The sequence below is a fragment of the Klebsiella aerogenes KCTC 2190 genome, assembly GCF_000215745.1.
Lineage (GTDB): Bacteria > Pseudomonadota > Gammaproteobacteria > Enterobacterales > Enterobacteriaceae > Klebsiella > Klebsiella aerogenes.
The window spans coordinates 4,868,110-4,884,476 of sequence record NC_015663.1 but is presented as its reverse complement, the minus strand read 5'-3'; the positions used below and the strand labels follow the sequence as shown (position 1 = coordinate 4,884,476).

The window sequence follows — 16,367 nt, the reverse complement described above, 5'->3', positions numbered from 1 at the left end:
AATGTCTCAACCTTTCACTGAACAAGATGAGTTGGTTTCCGATGTCGTCGCATGCCAGCTGGTCATCAAACAGATCCTTGATGTGATTGACGTTATCGCCCCGGTCGAAGTGCGCGAAAAAATGGCGACGCAGTTAAAAGCGATTGATTTTGCGAGTAACCCTGCTTCGGCGGATCCGGTGACGCTGCGCGCAGTACAAAAAGCAATTGCACTGATTGAACTGAAATTTACCCCGCAGGGTGAAGCGCACTAGATTTATCTCTGAGAAGTTGATTGCCTGGCCGTTCCAGTCAGGAACGGCCAAATTCAATTAGTGCTGTTGTGGCGAGATGAGATTGAGTAGTCGACGGTCTGTCTGCTCCATACCGAGCCCGGCTTTATCAGCAGTACGTATTTCTTCAAGAACGGTTTGCAGTAACAGCCCATCTTGCTGCTGCTCTCTCTCCAGCAGGGTCAAAAAACGCCACGTCGTGTCATCGCGCTGCGCTTTTGCTTCCTGCGCCAGGTCGGATAGCATGCTGCTACGTTGCTGATACTCTTCGAGAGTTTTGGCAAACACTTCTTCAAGCGTTGTGCATTGTGGTGGATAGCTTTCGTCGGCTTTGACAATTGGCCAGGCGCCGGCCTTTTTCATATAGTCAAAAACCTGCATCATTAACGTCACGCTGGATTGCGCACGGGTGCGCAAGAAGGTTGCTGTGCCGTTGAGGCGCTGCTGCGCGCACCATTCGCCTAAATGTAGATAAACATTTGATGCGTGAAACTCAAGATTAATCTGGGTATTTAATTTCTGAACCATTCCTGGAACTGCCATAACAATATCCTTATTTATCCGCAAGGGAAGTATGACGCGCTACCATCGCCTCGCACAGGCGAGTTTTGCAAGCGCAACGCAATAGGCAGGAAATAAACACGGTGCATTCCATTTGCACGTGACTATTTATTTATATCTGCCGATACATCAAGAATACCCTTATGTGCCGAATAAGAAAACTCTCAACATGCGTTATTTACGATTTGTTACAACATCAGTTTTACTGCTTGTTTTAATTGTCTTTTTTTGTGGTTTTAAATCGTAATACATTGAATTTAAATGGTTATATTTAAGGGTTCGTAGGGCTAGTAAATTTGTATTAATGAAGTTGATTTAACGGTAAATTCATATATCGATCATAGCTTATTCATTATTCGAAAATAGCGAGAGGATAATGAACTTGTGATAGATCATCTTTTGTTAGAAGTGGAAGAATAACATATAAGCTGGCGAAAAATAGCAGGACAGAGTAGCCCGGGATGGCGTTAGCGAACCTACAAGGATAAGTCTGCTGGTGATATGGATTATTGTGCCACGCATAACGCTAATTGTCTGACAATTAGCGTTTTTTTTATGTCATTTTTTGCTGAATTTATGTACGCAACTACTGTAATTCTGCGGTGTGATGACGCTCTCGTATGGATAAATAATTTCCAGTTAAAACTATTTTAACAACGGCAATGTTGATTGCGATTTTTCTAATGCCTTGTTTTAAGACCGATAAAAAATTTAAGTCCGATTTTCCCCTACCGAAAAGCGAATTAAAGCTGGAGTTTACCATGCACAAATTTACTAAAGCGCTGGCGGCCATTGGCCTCGCGGCGGTTATGTCACAATCAGCTATGGCTGAAAACCTCAAGCTCGGTTTCCTGGTGAAGCAACCGGAGGAGCCCTGGTTCCAGACCGAGTGGAAATTTGCTGATAAAGCCGGCAAGGATTTGGGCTTTGAGGTGATTAAAATCGCGGTGCCAGATGGTGAAAAGACGCTTAATGCGATCGACAGTCTCGCCGCCAGCGGCGCGAAGGGATTTGTCATCTGCACGCCGGACCCAAAACTGGGGTCGGCGATTGTTGCGAAGGCTCGCGGCTATGACATGAAAGTTATCACCGTTGACGATCAGTTTGTTAATGCCAAAGGTAAGCCGATGGAGAGCGTGCCGCTGGTCATGATGGCCGCCAGCGAAATCGGCGCTCGTCAGGGGCAGGAATTGTATAAAGAGATGCAAAAACGCGGCTGGGACGTGAAAGATACCGGCGTAATGGCGATTACCGCCGATGAACTGGATACCGCCCGTCGCCGTACTACCGGTTCGATCGACGCGCTGAAAGCGGCGGGTTTCCCGGAAAAACAGATCTATCGTGTACCGACCAAATCTAACGACATTCCAGGAGCGTTCGATGCCGGTAACTCCATGTTGGTGCAGCATCCACAGGTTAAGCATTGGTTAATCGTGGGTATGAACGATAACACCGTGCTGGGCGGCGTACGTGCGACTGAAGGCCAGGGCTTTAAAGCGCCGGATGTTATCGGCATCGGTATTAACGGTGTCGACGCGGTGAACGAGCTTTCGAAAGCCCAGCCGACGGGGTTCTATGGATCTCTGCTGCCAAGCCCGGATATCCATGGCTATAAAACCAGTGAGATGCTCTACAACTGGGTGACCAAAGGCACCGAGCCGCCGAAATTTACCGCTGTGACTGACGTGGTGCTGATTACCCGCGACAACTTTAAACAAGAGTTGGCGAAGAAAGGGCTGTAAGGCCGGGTTCATTCTGCCTCCCGCTCTGGCGGGAGGTTATGCGTAGAAGAGCGGAGTCGTTATGCAACAATCTATCCCTTATCTCTCATTTCGCGGTATCACCATGACGTTCCCGGGCGTTAAAGCACTGTCTGACATCAGCTTTGACTGCTATCGCGGGCAGATCCACGCATTGATGGGTGAAAACGGCGCCGGGAAGTCCACCCTCTTAAAAATTCTCAGCGGTAACTACATTCCAACTGCCGGGCATCTGCAAATTGATGGTCAGCAAATGGCATTTACGAATACTACCGCTGCGCTAAATGCTGGCGTAGCGATTATTTATCAGGAACTTCATCTGATCCCGGAAATGACCGTTGCCGAGAATATCTATCTTGGTCAGTTGCCGCATAAAGGCGGCATTGTGAATCGGTCTTTATTGAATTATGAAGCGCGGCTGCAGCTGGAACATCTGGGACTGGATATCGACCCGGAAACGCCGCTGAAGTATTTGTCGATCGGCCAGTGGCAGATGGTGGAGATCGCCAAGGCGCTGGCGCGTAACGCGAAGATTATTGCGTTTGATGAACCAACCAGCTCACTCTCTGCGCGCGAAATCGACAACCTTTTTCGCGTGATTCGCGAGCTGCGTGAAGAAGGGCGAGTGATTATTTACGTCTCGCACCGTATGGAGGAAATTTTCGCCCTCAGCGATGCCATTACCGTGTTTAAAGATGGCCGCTACGTGCGGACCTTTGACGACATGCGGCTGGTGGATCACCATGCCCTCGTGCAGGCGATGGTGGGGCGTAATCTTGGCGATATCTATGGCTGGAAAGCGCGTGAATATGGCAGCGAGCGGCTGCGACTGGATCAGGTTAAAGCGCCAGGTGTCAGAATGCCAATCAGTTTATCGGTACGCAGCGGTGAAATTGTCGGCCTGTTTGGTCTGGTCGGCGCCGGGCGCAGCGAACTAATGAAGGGGCTGTTTGGCGGCAGCAGAATTACCAGCGGTCAGGTCTATATTGATGGTCAGGCGATAAGTATTCGCAAACCGGCGCAGGCGATTCAGGCGGGCATGATGCTGTGTCCGGAGGATCGTAAAGCCGAGGGCATCATTCCGGTACATTCGGTGCGTGACAACATCAATATCAGCGCGCGGCGTAAGCATATTCATGCCGGCTGCCTGATTAACAATGCCTGGGAAGCGAGTAATGCCGAACAACATATCAAATCGCTCAATATCAAAACCCCGGGAGCTGAGCAGTTAATTATGAATCTCTCCGGTGGTAATCAGCAAAAAGCCATTCTGGGCCGCTGGTTGTCGGAAGAGATGAGGGTGATTCTGCTTGATGAACCGACCCGCGGCATTGATGTCGGCGCAAAGCATGAAATCTACAACGTTATCTATGCGCTGGCCGCTTCTGGCGTGGCGGTTGTTTTTGCCTCCAGCGACCTGCCAGAGGTGCTCGGCGTCGCCGACCGCATCGTGGTGATGCGCGAAGGTGAAGTGGCCGGTGAATTGCTGCATGAAGATGCGAATGAACAGCAGGCGCTGAGCCTTGCGATGCCTAAAGTCAGCCAGGCCGTAGCCTGAGTAAGGAGTGAATGATGTCATCTGTAACTACGCCGAGCGCCGCACGATCCTCCTTCAGCTTCGGTCGAATCTGGGATCAGTTTGGTATGCTGGTGGTCTTCGCAGTGTTGTTCATCGGCTGTGTGATCTTTGTTCCCAACTTTGCCTCTTTCGTCAATATGAAAGGGCTGGGGCTGGCGATTTCCATGTCGGGAATGGTGGCCTGCGGCATGTTGTTCTGCCTGGCCTCCGGGGATTTTGATTTGTCAGTCGCTTCGGTCATTGCCTGCGCTGGTGTGACGACGGCGGTAGTGATTAACCTTACCGAAAGCTTATGGATTGGCATTGCCGCCGGGCTTTTGCTGGGTGCTGTCAGCGGGTTGGTAAATGGTTTTGTTATTGCGCGTTTGAAGATCAACGCGCTGATCACAACTCTGGCTACCATGCAAATCGTCCGTGGGCTGGCCTATATTATTTCCGATGGTAAAGCGGTTGGCATTGAGGATGAACGTTTCTTCACTCTGGGTTATGCCAACTGGTTGGGGCTGCCGGCGCCAATCTGGCTGACGGTTGCCTGCCTGATCGTCTTTGGACTGCTGCTGAATAAAACCACCTTTGGTCGCAATACGCTGGCCATAGGGGGCAATGAGGAGGCGGCGCGACTTGCAGGGGTGCCGGTTGTTCGTACCAAGATCATCATCTTTGTTCTTTCAGGTCTGGTATCGGCGGCGGCGGGGATTATCCTGGCTTCGCGCATGACCAGTGGCCAGCCTATGACCTCAATTGGTTATGAACTGATTGTGATCTCGGCATGTGTCCTGGGCGGCGTATCGCTAAAAGGCGGGATCGGTAAGATCTCTTATGTGGTGGCCGGGATCCTAATCCTGGGTACCGTGGAGAATGCGATGAACCTGCTGAATATTTCGCCATTCTCACAATATGTAGTCCGCGGGGTGATATTGCTGGCAGCGGTTATCTTCGACCGATACAAGCAAAAAGCGAAACGTGCGGTTTAATTGCGCGCAACTTTTAAGTCTACATCATAATGTGCCGCCGGCGCCCGCTGCGCTGGCGGTGACTATCAAAAATGGCGAGGCTGGTCACACTGTCTATACTTACATGGCTAACAATTAGTTAACAACCAGCGTAATGCTGGCCATGATAAGGAGGAATACAGGGTGGCTGACCAGATATCTGTACCGCCTGAGCTAACCGGAAACCACGCATTTTTTCTGGATCTTGACGGCACGCTTGCCGATATCAAACCTCATCCCGATCAGGTTGTTATCCCCGAAGACGTCCTTCAGATGTTGCGATTACTGGCACAGCGACAACATGATGCTGTGGCATTGATTTCAGGGCGCTCACTAACAGAGCTTGATGAACTAACCCGTCACTGGAGACTGCCGCTTGCCGGCGTCCACGGGGCTGAACGCCGCGATATCAATGGAAAAAGACACGATGTATCACTGCCGCCGGCGTTGAGCCGTGAGGTCGGCGAAGCATTAACTTCGGCGCTACAGGCGCTGCCTGGCAGTGAACTGGAGGATAAAGGCATCGCTTTTGCGCTGCATTACCGTCAGGCGCCACAGCACCAGAGCGCCATCCTGGCGCTGGCGCAGGATATCGTGCAGCGTTATCCGATTCTGGCCATTCAGCAAGGGAAGTGTGTCGTTGAGATCAAGCCACGTGGCATTAACAAAGGTGAAGCAATCGCCGCGTTTATGCGGGAAGCGCCTTTTGCGGGACGAAAGCCGGTATTTATCGGCGATGACCTGACTGATGAGGCGGGTTTTACTATGGTTAATCAATTAGGCGGAGTATCGATTAAAGTTGGACAAGGCGACACACAGGCGCGCTGGCGGCTGGCGAATGTTGCCGCCGTACATCAGTGGTTACGCCATGTTGTCGGCAATATGCAAAGCCTGGATGTATTCACTAACGGGAGGGATGACCATGAGTCGTTTAGTCGTAGTATCTAACCGTATTGCAACGCCAAATGATAAAAAGGCCAGCGCAGGCGGCCTGGCGGTGGGTATTTTAGGTGCGCTGAAAGCGAGCGGCGGCACGTGGTTTGGTTGGAGTGGGGAAATCGGTGATGATAGCCAGCCGTTGAAGAAGGTGAGTAAAGGGGATATTTCGTGGGCCTCATTCAACCTTAGCGAAGAAGATCACGAGCTCTACTACAATCAGTTTTCCAATGCGGTGCTATGGCCCGCATTTCACTATCGTCTCGACTTAGTCAATTTTCAGCGTCCGGCGTGGGAGGGGTATCTGCGGGTTAATGCCGCCGTGGCGCAAAAGCTGCTGCCGCTGCTAGCCGATGACGATATGGTATGGGTTCATGATTATCATCTGTTGCCATTTGCCAGCGAATTACGCAAAAACGGTGTGAAGAACCGCATTGGTTTCTTCTTACATATTCCGTTTCCAACACCTGAAATATTCAATGCGTTGCCCCCGCATGCCGAACTACTTGAGCAGCTGTGTGATTATGACCTTTTGGGCTTTCAAACCGAAAACGACCGGCAGGCGTTTGTTGACTGCGTTGCCCAGCAAACCACATTAAGTGAAGTGGGCCACCAACAATATCGCGCCTGGGGCAAGACGTTCCGTACTGCCGTCTACCCGATTAGCATCGAACCTCAGGAAGTCGCGCGCAGCGCCAGTGGGCCGCTGCCGCCGAAGCTGGCTCAGTTGAAAGCTGAACTGAAAGGGGTGAAGAATATTTTTTCCGTTGAGCGCCTGGATTACTCCAAGGGGCTGCCGGAGCGTTTTCAGGCTTACGAAGCGCTGCTGGAAAACTACCCCCAGCATCGTGGGAAAATTCGCTATACCCAGATAGCGCCCACTTCGCGGGGGGATGTACAGGCTTATCAGGATATCCGCCACCAACTGGAAACCGCCGCGGGACGCATCAACGGCCACTATGGTCAATTGGGGTGGACGCCGCTGTATTATCTGAATCAGCACTTCGATCGCAAACTGCTCATGAAGGTATTTCGTTATTCCGACGTGGGCCTGGTCACACCGCTGCGCGATGGCATGAACCTCGTGGCCAAGGAGTTTGTCGCCGCGCAGGACCCTGAGAACCCTGGGGTGTTGGTGCTATCGCAGTTCGCTGGCGCGGCGAATGAACTGACTTCCGCGCTCATCGTCAACCCCTACGATCGCGATGAAGTGGCGGCGGCGCTGGATCGCGCGCTAACGATGCCGCTTGCCGAGCGAATTATTCGCCATGGCAAAATGCTCAAGGCGATCGAGAGTAATGATATTGATAACTGGCAGGCACAGTTCGTTGCCGATCTAAAGCGGGTAAAGTCGCCTGAAGATAGCTGCCAGCAGCCAACCGTAGTTACTCCCTCCGCGTAGTCAAAACGGCTGATGCTTCGGCATCAGCTTATTCCAGGGATACCAACAGAACATCGACGCCGCTGCTGCCGACGATATTCTTCGCTGAACAGGTAGCGCGGGAAAACAGGCTCTGGTTATGGTTGCCGCAGATGACCAGGTCGACGTGATGCTGAAGGCAAAAATCCTTCACGTGGTGGCAAAGTTCGCCGCTGGCGATGGTCATTTTGCTGATAGGGTAGTCCGCCTGGGCGGCGAGTTCATTAAGAAAACTACGGGTCTCCTCCTGCATTATCTCTCGCAAATTTTCCATCATCGGCGCGGCGAACTGATTATACATTTCCGGATCTGTCGCCAGCGTAATCAGGCTGACCTGCGCATTGGACGGACGTGCGATAGACACCGCTTTATTGACCAACATGCGGCTTTCCGGCGTTGGGGCGACGGCGACTAACAGATGAGAGTAGGGCATCTAGCCTCCTTGAGATACGCAACGGGACCTTTCTTCCTTCTTTACTCCTAATTCCATTTTTCCACAAGGGTTATTCGCGCGGTTAAAAACGCCTTTCTCCGACCGTGTGGTATCAGATTCTGGCAGCCGACTCGCAAAAATGATTCTCTCTTTTGCTTTAAAAGAAACGCTGTTTTATAAATCGGTGACGCATGTTGCCCGCCCCTTTGTTTTTTTGCCACTGAATGATTGGTACTGGCAAAAACGCAAAGGTAAGCCGGTTTTCATGATCTTACTGTAGCCATGTATCCGCAAAACTTCGGTATAGCCCGTGGTAAGGCCGAAGTTATCTAATAAAAAGAGACAGGATTTACGGCGATGAAAACACGAAAAATCGGTTTGGCTAATTATCTCGCCTATGGTTCCGGCGATTTTCTCGGCGCGGGAACCACCGCGCTGACCGCAGCATGGCTACTCTATTTTTACACCACCTTCTGCGGGCTATCGCCCATTGAGGCGACGCTCATTTTCGCCACCGCGCGCGTGCTCGACGCAGTCGTCAGCCCGCTGATGGGCTTCTTAACCGATAACTTTGGCTCTACCTGGCTGGGTAAGCGGTTCGGCAGACGCAAATTTTTTATTTTGCTCGGTATTCCCTGCGTTTTTAGCTACTCAATGATGTGGGTAGGCGATATGGGGTTCTGGTACTACCTCGCAACTTATCTGCTGTTTGATATTGTCTATACCATGATTCTGGTGCCCTACGAGACGCTGGTACCGGAGATGACCGATGATTTCAAACAGAAGACCAAATTTTCCGGCGCGCGTATTTCCATGGCGCAAATGTCGGCGATATTAGCCTCGTTTTTACCGGGGATCCTGCTCACCCAACTGGGTAAAGATAACGCCAGCTCATTTTTTTACGCGAGCCTGGTCTTTTCGGTCCTGTGCGCGCTTATGCTGACCTTCGTCTGGTTTTTCACCTGGGAACGTCCGCGGGAAGCGTGGTCTGAAGCAGCGTTACGCGCGGAAGAAGAAAAGCGCAACTTAACGCTCGCGCAGAGTCTTAATCGCCTGTTTATTGAGCTCAGCTCTACGCTGCGAATTAAAATCTTCCGTCAGCATCTTGGTATGTATCTGGGCGGTTATATCGCTCAGGACGTGTTCAACGCCGTGTTTACCTATTACGTGGTCTTTGTGCTGATGCAGGACGCTTCTGTCGCCTCTAACTTACTCGGCACGATGGCTATCTTCCAGTTCATCGCGGTTATCGCCATGATCCCGCTCTGCATTCGCTTTGGCCCGGCGCCTTCATATCGCATGGTAGTGGTGCTGTTTGGTTTGAGCTCTCTCTCTTATGCGGTGCTCTATTACGCGGGGCTAAGCGACGTCTATTCATTATTACTGCTCATTTCCGCTATCGCGGGTCTGGGACGCGGCGGCATTAACTACGTGCCGTGGAATACTTACACCTATATTGCCGACGTCGACGAAGTCATTACCGGCCAGCGTCGGGAGGGCATTTTCGCCGGTATTATGACGCTGACCCGCAAAGCATCGCAGGCGGGGGCGGTGATGCTGGTTGGTATCATCATGCAATTATCGGGCTTTGTTTCCGGGCAAAAAATTCAGCCGGCAGGCGTCAGTCATACCATTCTGTTGATCCTTAGCGTCGGTACGTTGGTGGTGCTGGCCTGCGGCTTCCTGGTCTCCCTGCGCTTTAAACTCAATCTGCATACGCACAGCGTGCTCCGCGCCGAGACGATGGTGATGCGTGATATCGGTTACGCACAGCCCGAGCGGGCGACTGCCGAAAACCGCGCGGTGGTTGAGCTGCTGGCGGGGATGCCTTACGACTGCCTGTGGGGTAATAACAACATTGGCTACCTGAATCGCAATAAACCTGCCGCCCCGGCGCTGAATCAGGGCGGCACTTTGAATTCGACATATACCAGAGGTTAAGAACATGAAAGTTTGGCCGGTCAAACATAGCCCATTACTGCGTCAGCCTGAGCGCTTTATCGCTCGCAGCGAGCTGCAGGCATTGATCCGTAATGTGACGCAAAACCTGGTGAATATTAAGGATGACAACGGGCAGTTTTTACTTCGGCTGGACGATGGGCGAGTCATCGATACTAAAGGTTGGGCCGGTTGGGAGTGGACCCACGGCGTTGGGCTGTACGGCATCTACCAGTATTATCAACAAACCGGCGATACCGCGATGCGCGATATCATTGACGGCTGGTTCGCCGATCGCTTCGCCGAAGGTGCAACCACCAAAAACGTCAATACCATGGCGCCGTTTCTGACGCTGGCTTACCGCTATGAAGAGACCGGGCGCCAGGAGTATCTACCGTGGCTCGATAGCTGGGCTGAGTGGGCGATGCATGAGATGCCGCGCACCGAGCAGGGGGGCATGCAGCACATTACCCTGGCGGAAGAGAACCATCAGCAGATGTGGGATGACACGCTGATGATGACGGTGCTGCCGCTAGCCAAAATCGGTAAATTACTAAACCGTCCGCACTACATTGAAGAAGCAACCTATCAGTTCTTGCTGCATGTACAGAACCTGATGGACAAAGAGACAGGTCTGTGGTTCCACGGCTGGAGTTATGACGGCCGACACAACTTTGCGCGTGCGCGCTGGGCGCGAGGTAACAGCTGGCTCACCATCGTGATCCCGGACTTCCTTGAGCTGGTGGATTTGCCAGAGGGGAGTGCGGTGCGCCGCTATCTGCTACAGGTACTGAATGCGCAAATTGCCGCGTTAGCGAAATGTCAGGATGAGAGTGGGCTCTGGCATACCCTGCTCGACGATCCGCATTCCTATCTTGAAGCGTCGGCGACGGCGGGCTTCGCTTACGGCATCCTGAAAGCGATACGTAAGCGTTATGTCGGGGCGGAGTACACCGAGGTTGCCGAAAAGGCGATACGCGGGATTGTGCGAAATATTTCACCAGAGGGGGAACTGCTGCAAACCTCGTTTGGTACTGGGATGGGCTCCGATCTCGATTTTTACCGGCAAATTCCGCTCACCTCGATGCCGTACGGCCAGGCGATGGCGATTCTTTGTCTGACGGAGTATCTGCGCAAATATTTCTGATAGCGGCATAGATTCCCCGGCCGCGTTGCGCGTACCGGGGCGACTAATAAAACAAACCCGGCTTTCACCGGGTTTGTTTTTTACATCCGCTCTACGGTCTCAATGCCCAGAGTATCGAGGCCCAACTTCAGCGTCTTCGCCGTCAGCAACGCCAGTTTCAGGCGGCTATTACGGGCCTCTTCGCTTTCGGCGCTGAGGATCGGGCAGTGTTCGTAGAAACCAGAGAACAGACCGGCCAGATCGTACAGGTAGGCGCACATTACGTGCGGAGTACCTTCACGGGCGACGACGGCCAGCGTTTCTTCGAACTGCAGCAGGCGGGCAGCCAACTGCGCTTCGCGATCTTCACTAATAACTACCGGCGCGGCAGCCAGCGCGCTTTCGTCGATACCGGCTTTACGGAACACCGACAGCACACGGGTATAGGCATACTGCATGTAAGGCGCGGTATTACCTTCGAACGCCAGCATGTTGTCCCAGTCGAAAATGTAATCGGTAGTGCGGTTTTTCGACAGATCGGCATATTTCACCGCGCCGATACCCACCGCATTGGCCAGTTTTTCCAGCTCATCGGCCGGCATATCCGGGTTCTTCTCAGCCACCAGGCGGCGTGCGCGCTCCAGCGCTTCGTCCAGCAGATCGGCCAGTTTGACGGTACCGCCGGCGCGTGTTTTGAACGGTTTACCGTCTTTACCGAGCATCATGCCGAACATGTGATGTTCCAGCGGTACGGATTCCGGTACATAGCCGGCTTTACGGACGATAGTCCACGCCTGCATCAGATGCTGATGCTGACGAGAGTCGATGTAGTAGAGCACGCGGTCGGCATGCAGCGTTTCATAACGGTATTTTGCGCAGGCGATATCGGTAGTCGTGTAGAGGTAGCCGCCATCCTTTTTCTGGATGATGACGCCCATCGGTTCGCCTTCTTTGTTTTTGTATTCATCAAGGAAGACCACGGTCGCGCCTTCGCTCTCGACGGCCATGCCTTTTGCTTTAAGATCGGCAACGATCCCCGGCAGCATCGGGTTGTACAGGCTTTCACCCATCACATCATCGCGGGTCAGGGTGACATTCAGGCGATCGTAGGTGATCTGGTTTTGCGACATGGTGATGTCGACCAGTTTGCGCCACATCTGCAGGAAGTACTCGTCGCCACCCTGCAGCTTAACCACGTAGCTACGCGCGCGCTCGGCGAACGCTTCGTCTTCGTCATAGTGTTTTTTCGCTTCGCGGTAGAAACCTTCGAGGTCGGCCAGCGCCATTTCGCCGGCGTTTTCCTGCTGCTGCTTTTCCAGATAAGCGATCAGCATCCCGAACTGGGTACCCCAGTCACCGACGTGGTTGGCGCGGATAACGCGATGGCCGAGGAATTCCAGAGTACGTACCGAGGCATCGCCGATGATGGTTGAACGCAGATGGCCGACGTGCATCTCTTTCGCCACGTTCGGCGCGGAGTAGTCAACAACGATGGTCTGCGGCTGTGGTTTCGCCACGCCCAGGCGCTCGGACTGCAGCGCGAGATTGACGTTGTCCGCCAGGAAGGCTGGATCGAGGAAAATATTGATAAAGCCCGGTCCGGCGATTTCGACTTTATTGGCAATGCCGTTCAGCTCGAGATGAGACAGTACCTGCTCTGCAAGTTGTCGCGGCGCCATGCCCAGTTTTTTGGCCACCGCCATCACGCCATTGGCCTGATAGTCGCCGAACTGAACTTTTGCTGACTGGCGGACCTGAGGTTCGCAATCGGCAGGCGCGCCTGCCGCGATCAGGGCCTGGCTGACTTTTTCTGAGAGAAGAGCCTGAATATTCACCGGAATACCTTACTTTTAAGGCGCGAGAACCCCTGTGGGGCGGCGCCGGAACATGGACAAATTAAGGCGGGAGTATACTGCATTTGCGCCCCGTCGTCAGCACCACACGCAAGTTGCCGGGCAGCACGCTTAATCAATAACCATTCGTTGTTTCGGCGCGCGGATTGGCGGTTGGTCGGGGCGGCGAAACAGGATAAATTAGCCTTTTTAGCGATCACCGAGGCGCAAGATGGCGAACTGGCAGCAAATTGATGAACTGAATGATATTTCGGCGGATTTACCGCGTTTTAGCGATGCGCTGCAAGCGCTGGCCGAACGGTTGGGATTGGAGCTTGCGCCGCTGGACGCCGACCATATTTCGCTGCGTTGTCATCAAAATACGACGGCGGAGCGCTGGCGGCAGGGGCTGGAGCGTTGCGGCACGTTACTATCGGAAAATATCATTAATGGCCGCCCCATTTGCTTATTTAAGCTTGCCGAACCTATCTGTGTCGCCCACTGGCGCTTTACGGTTGTGGAGTTGCCCTGGCCGGGTGAAAAACGTTACCCGCACGAAGGCTGGGAACATATCGAAATCGTTCTGCCGGGTGACCCGGAAACCCTCAACGCTCGCGCCCTGGCCTTGCTTTCCGATGATGGACTCAGCCAGCCGGGGATTTTCGTGAAAACCAGTTCGCCGAAAGGGGAGCGTGAACGTTTGCCGAACCCGACGCTGGCGGTCACGGACGGCAAAGTGACCATTAAATTCCACCCCTGGTCGATCGAGCAAATCGTCGCCAGCGAGCGATCCGATACTTAACAGTGTGAAGCCGCGCGGCGTCTGCGGGGAAAAATCGTGACATGCTGTGTTGCCCGTGATGAAAATGGAGAAGGAATCGATGTTACTGGAAGTTTGCTGCTATAGCATGGAATGCGCGCTGGAGGCGCAGCGTTGCGGCGCCGATCGCATTGAACTTTGCGCCGCGCCGCAGGAGGGCGGGTTAACGCCGTCGTTGGGCGTGCTGCGTTCGGTGCGAAACAATATCTCGATTCCGGTTCATCCGATTATCCGTCCGCGCGGCGGCGATTTTTGTTACACCGACGGCGAGTTTGCCGCCATGCTGGATGATGTAGCGACGGTCAGAGATCTGGGTTTTGCTGGTCTGGTGATCGGCGTACTCGATGCTGACGGCCAGGTGGATATCCCCCGCATGCAAAAAATTATGGCGGCGGCGGGGCCGCTGGCGGTGACCTTCCACCGGGCCTTTGATATGTGCGCCGACCCGCGTCAGGCATGGCATTCGCTTGCTGAACTGGGGGTTGCGCGTATCCTCACTTCTGGACAACGGCCAACGGCGGAGCAAGGTCTTGCAAAAATTATGGAACTAATTGCGCTGGGCGATACTCCAATCATTATGGCCGGAGCGGGAGTGCGGGCTGCCAATCTGCAAAAGTTTCTGCAGGCAGGCCTCAAAGAGGTGCATAGCTCAGCGGGGCAGTGGTTGCCATCGCCGATGCGCTTTCGTAATCCGGGGTTATCGATGTCCACCGACGCAGATGCCGATGAATATTGCCGCTATGCCGTTAACGGCGAGGCGGTGGCGGAAATGAAACAAATTATTTCTGCCGCGCGGGATTAGCCCGCGAAGCTAACCGTTTTTTGCTGCACATCATGTCGCCCAATATGATGATTGCCCGTACCAGGCCCCTGCAATTTCAACAGGGGCCTTTTTTTATCCCGCGAGCGTCAGTAGTCGCTCGAGGTCAATTACGCTCTGGCCGCGGCTGCTTTTTTCGCCAGTGACTGCTGCGTCTCTGGTTTAGTGGCGACGATCACCGCGCGCAGCGGCGCGGGATAACCTTCCAGCGTTTTGCTGCTGTCATGTGGATCGAGGAAGTCGGCGAGTGATTCCGTCGTCATCCATTCGGTGCGGCGCTGCTCTTCGCTGGTGGTGACGCAGGTATCAACAATGCGCACATCGATGAATCCGCACTTCTCCAGCCACTGTTTTAGCGCGGCGGCGGAAGGAATGAAATAAACGTTACGCATTTGCGCGTAGCGGTCGCCGGGCACCAGCACGGTGTTCTCATCACCTTCAATGACCAGCGTCTCCAGTACCAGCTCGCCGCCGGGGGCTAACTGATCTTTGAGCTGCCACAGATGATCCAGCGGGGAACGGCGGTGATAGAGCACACCCATCGAAAAGACGGTATCAAAGGCTTCCAGCGCCGGCAGTTGTTCGATGCCGAGCGGCAGCAGATGCGCGCGCTGATCGTTGCCGATGAGTTTGCGTACCGCTTCAAACTGGCATAAGAACAGCTGCGTTGGGTCGATACCGACCGCCAGATGCGCGCCGGCGCCAATCATCCGCCACATGTGATAACCACTGCCGCAGCCGACATCGAGGATAGTACGACCGGTGAGATCGGAAAGATGCGGCAGCACGCGTTCCCATTTCAGGTCGGAACGCCATTCGGTATCGATATTAATGCCATACAGCGAATAAGGGCCTTTACGCCACGGCATCAGGTTTCGCAGCAGATTCTCAATTCGCAGCTGGTGGCCTTCGCTGAGTGGCGTTTCGCTTTCCGCTGTGACGCTATGCAATAGATCGAGACGCCAGGGCGCCAGCTCGGGCAGAAACTCAACGGCGCGTTCCCATTCGCGAAACTTGCCGTGCAGCGCTTCGCGTTGCCAGGCCGCGACCTGAGCGGGCAGCGTTTCCAGCCAGTGGGAGAGCGGTCCTTTCGCGATCAACTGATAAAAATTACTGAAGTCGATCATGCCCGTTCCTCGGATTTAACCGCCACCAATGAACCAAAATTAAAGCACTGGAACCACAGTTCGGCATGTTCAAACCCCGCCTGGCGCAGTCGTGCTTTGTGGGTTTCCACTGAATCCGTCAGCATGACGTTTTCCAGCATGCTGCGCTTCTGGCTGATTTCCAGTTCGCTATAGCCATTGGCGCGTTTGAAGTCATGGTGCATGTTAAACAGCAGTTCGCCGACGTTGGCATCTTCAAAGCTGAATTTTTCGGAAAGCACCAGCGCGCCGCCCGGATTGAGCCCTTGATAGACTTTATCCAGGATCGCCTGACGTTCGCTCGGCTCGAGGAACTGAATAGTGAAGTTCAGCACGACCATAGAAGCATTTTCAATGGCGATATGGCGAATATCGCCCTCAATAACCTCAACCGGCGTCGGCGCTTTATAGGCATCAATATGACGACGGCAGCGTTCCACCATCGCCGGGGAGTTATCAATGGCGATAATTTTGCATCCCGGATGCGCGATATTGCGACGCACGGAAAGCGTCGCGGCGCCAAGCGAGCAGCCGAGATCGTAAACCTGAGTATTTGGCTGAACAAAACGCTCAGCCAGCATGCCGATCATCGAAATAATATTGGAGTAACCAGGAACAGAGCGCTGGATCATATCCGGGAAGACTTCGGCTACCCGTTCATCAAAGGTCCAGTCGCCGAGACTGGCGATCGGCGCGGAAAAAAGCGTGTCGCGGTGAGACATAACGTTAAACCC

The 16,367-nt window shown here is 53.5% G+C and carries 15 protein-coding genes; 10 read left to right on the top strand and 5 right to left on the bottom strand.

Annotated elements, in window-relative coordinates; genetic code table 11:
* The first annotated feature begins 1 nt into the window (after nt 1).
* Nucleotides 2-253, top strand: coding sequence for a DUF2766 family protein (locus EAE_RS23160; protein ID WP_015365964.1), 252 nt, complete (start codon nt 2-4; stop codon nt 251-253).
* Nucleotides 254-310: 57 nt separating this feature from the next.
* Here EAE_RS23160 and EAE_RS23155 read toward each other — a convergent pair whose 3' ends face one another.
* On the bottom strand, nt 311-814 hold the full coding sequence (locus EAE_RS23155) for a non-heme ferritin-like protein (RefSeq protein ID WP_015705968.1): 504 nt from the start codon (nt 812-814) through the stop codon (nt 311-313).
* 779 nt (nt 815-1,593) lie between these two features.
* Between EAE_RS23155 and EAE_RS23150 the strand changes: the two genes are divergently transcribed.
* The 5 genes from EAE_RS23150 to otsA all read left to right on the top strand — a co-directional run bounded on the left by EAE_RS23150 (nt 1,594) and on the right by otsA (nt 7,501).
* Nucleotides 1,594-2,574 carry an arabinose ABC transporter substrate-binding protein gene (locus EAE_RS23150; RefSeq protein WP_015705967.1) on the top strand — a complete coding sequence of 327 codons (981 nt, stop codon included), beginning with the start codon at nt 1,594-1,596 and terminating at the stop codon, nt 2,572-2,574.
* Between the two features lie 61 nt (nt 2,575-2,635).
* Nucleotides 2,636-4,150 (top strand): L-arabinose ABC transporter ATP-binding protein AraG, encoded by a 1,515-nt coding sequence (araG, locus tag EAE_RS23145; RefSeq protein ID WP_015705966.1) that lies wholly within the window; start codon nt 2,636-2,638, stop codon nt 4,148-4,150.
* 14 nt (nt 4,151-4,164) lie between these two features.
* The gene (gene araH / locus EAE_RS23140; RefSeq protein WP_015365969.1) at nt 4,165-5,145 is read left to right on the top strand and encodes an L-arabinose ABC transporter permease AraH; all 981 of its coding nucleotides are present in this window, start codon (nt 4,165-4,167) and stop codon (nt 5,143-5,145) included.
* 162 nt (nt 5,146-5,307) lie between these two features.
* On the top strand, nt 5,308-6,111 hold the full coding sequence (gene otsB, locus EAE_RS23135; protein WP_015365971.1) for a trehalose-phosphatase: 804 nt from the start codon (nt 5,308-5,310) through the stop codon (nt 6,109-6,111).
* A complete protein-coding gene (gene otsA / locus EAE_RS23130; protein WP_015705965.1) occupies nt 6,086-7,501 on the top strand; it encodes an alpha,alpha-trehalose-phosphate synthase in 1,416 nt (471 codons plus the stop codon). The genes otsB and otsA overlap by 26 nt, the downstream gene beginning before the upstream one ends.
* A gap of 28 nt (nt 7,502-7,529) precedes the next feature.
* Here the strand turns inward: otsA and uspC are convergent, their stop codons facing one another.
* Nucleotides 7,530-7,952, bottom strand: coding sequence for a universal stress protein UspC (gene uspC / locus EAE_RS23125; RefSeq protein ID WP_015705964.1), 423 nt, complete (start codon nt 7,950-7,952; stop codon nt 7,530-7,532).
* 357 nt (nt 7,953-8,309) lie between these two features.
* Between uspC and EAE_RS23120 the strand changes: the two genes are divergently transcribed.
* Nucleotides 8,310-9,893 carry an MFS transporter gene (locus EAE_RS23120; protein WP_015705963.1) on the top strand — a complete coding sequence of 528 codons (1,584 nt, stop codon included), beginning with the start codon at nt 8,310-8,312 and terminating at the stop codon, nt 9,891-9,893.
* Between the two features lie 4 nt (nt 9,894-9,897).
* Nucleotides 9,898-11,037 carry a beta-galactosidase BglB gene (gene bglB, locus EAE_RS23115; RefSeq protein ID WP_015705962.1) on the top strand — a complete coding sequence of 380 codons (1,140 nt, stop codon included), beginning with the start codon at nt 9,898-9,900 and terminating at the stop codon, nt 11,035-11,037.
* 80 nt (nt 11,038-11,117) lie between these two features.
* On the opposite strand, the gene argS is transcribed toward bglB, so the two are convergent.
* Complete coding sequence (argS, locus tag EAE_RS23110; RefSeq protein ID WP_015705961.1) at nt 11,118-12,851, bottom strand: arginine--tRNA ligase; 1,734 nt, start codon at nt 12,849-12,851, stop codon at nt 11,118-11,120.
* Between the two features lie 229 nt (nt 12,852-13,080).
* On the opposite strand from argS, the gene EAE_RS23105 reads away from it, so the two are divergent.
* Entirely contained in the window at nt 13,081-13,650 is a 570-nt protein-coding gene (locus tag EAE_RS23105) for a VOC family protein (protein ID WP_015365978.1), read from the top strand.
* 79 nt (nt 13,651-13,729) lie between these two features.
* On the top strand, nt 13,730-14,470 hold the full coding sequence (gene cutC, locus EAE_RS23100; protein WP_015365979.1) for a copper homeostasis protein CutC: 741 nt from the start codon (nt 13,730-13,732) through the stop codon (nt 14,468-14,470).
* Nucleotides 14,471-14,598: 128 nt separating this feature from the next.
* Here the strand turns inward: cutC and cmoB are convergent, their stop codons facing one another.
* Both cmoB and cmoA read right to left on the bottom strand, forming a co-directional pair.
* Nucleotides 14,599-15,615, bottom strand: coding sequence for a tRNA 5-methoxyuridine(34)/uridine 5-oxyacetic acid(34) synthase CmoB (gene cmoB / locus EAE_RS23095; RefSeq protein ID WP_015365980.1), 1,017 nt, complete (start codon nt 15,613-15,615; stop codon nt 14,599-14,601).
* Nucleotides 15,612-16,355 (bottom strand): carboxy-S-adenosyl-L-methionine synthase CmoA, encoded by a 744-nt coding sequence (gene cmoA / locus EAE_RS23090; RefSeq protein ID WP_015365981.1) that lies wholly within the window; start codon nt 16,353-16,355, stop codon nt 15,612-15,614. The genes cmoB and cmoA overlap by 4 nt, the downstream gene beginning before the upstream one ends.
* Between the last annotated feature and the right edge of the window lie 12 nt (nt 16,356-16,367).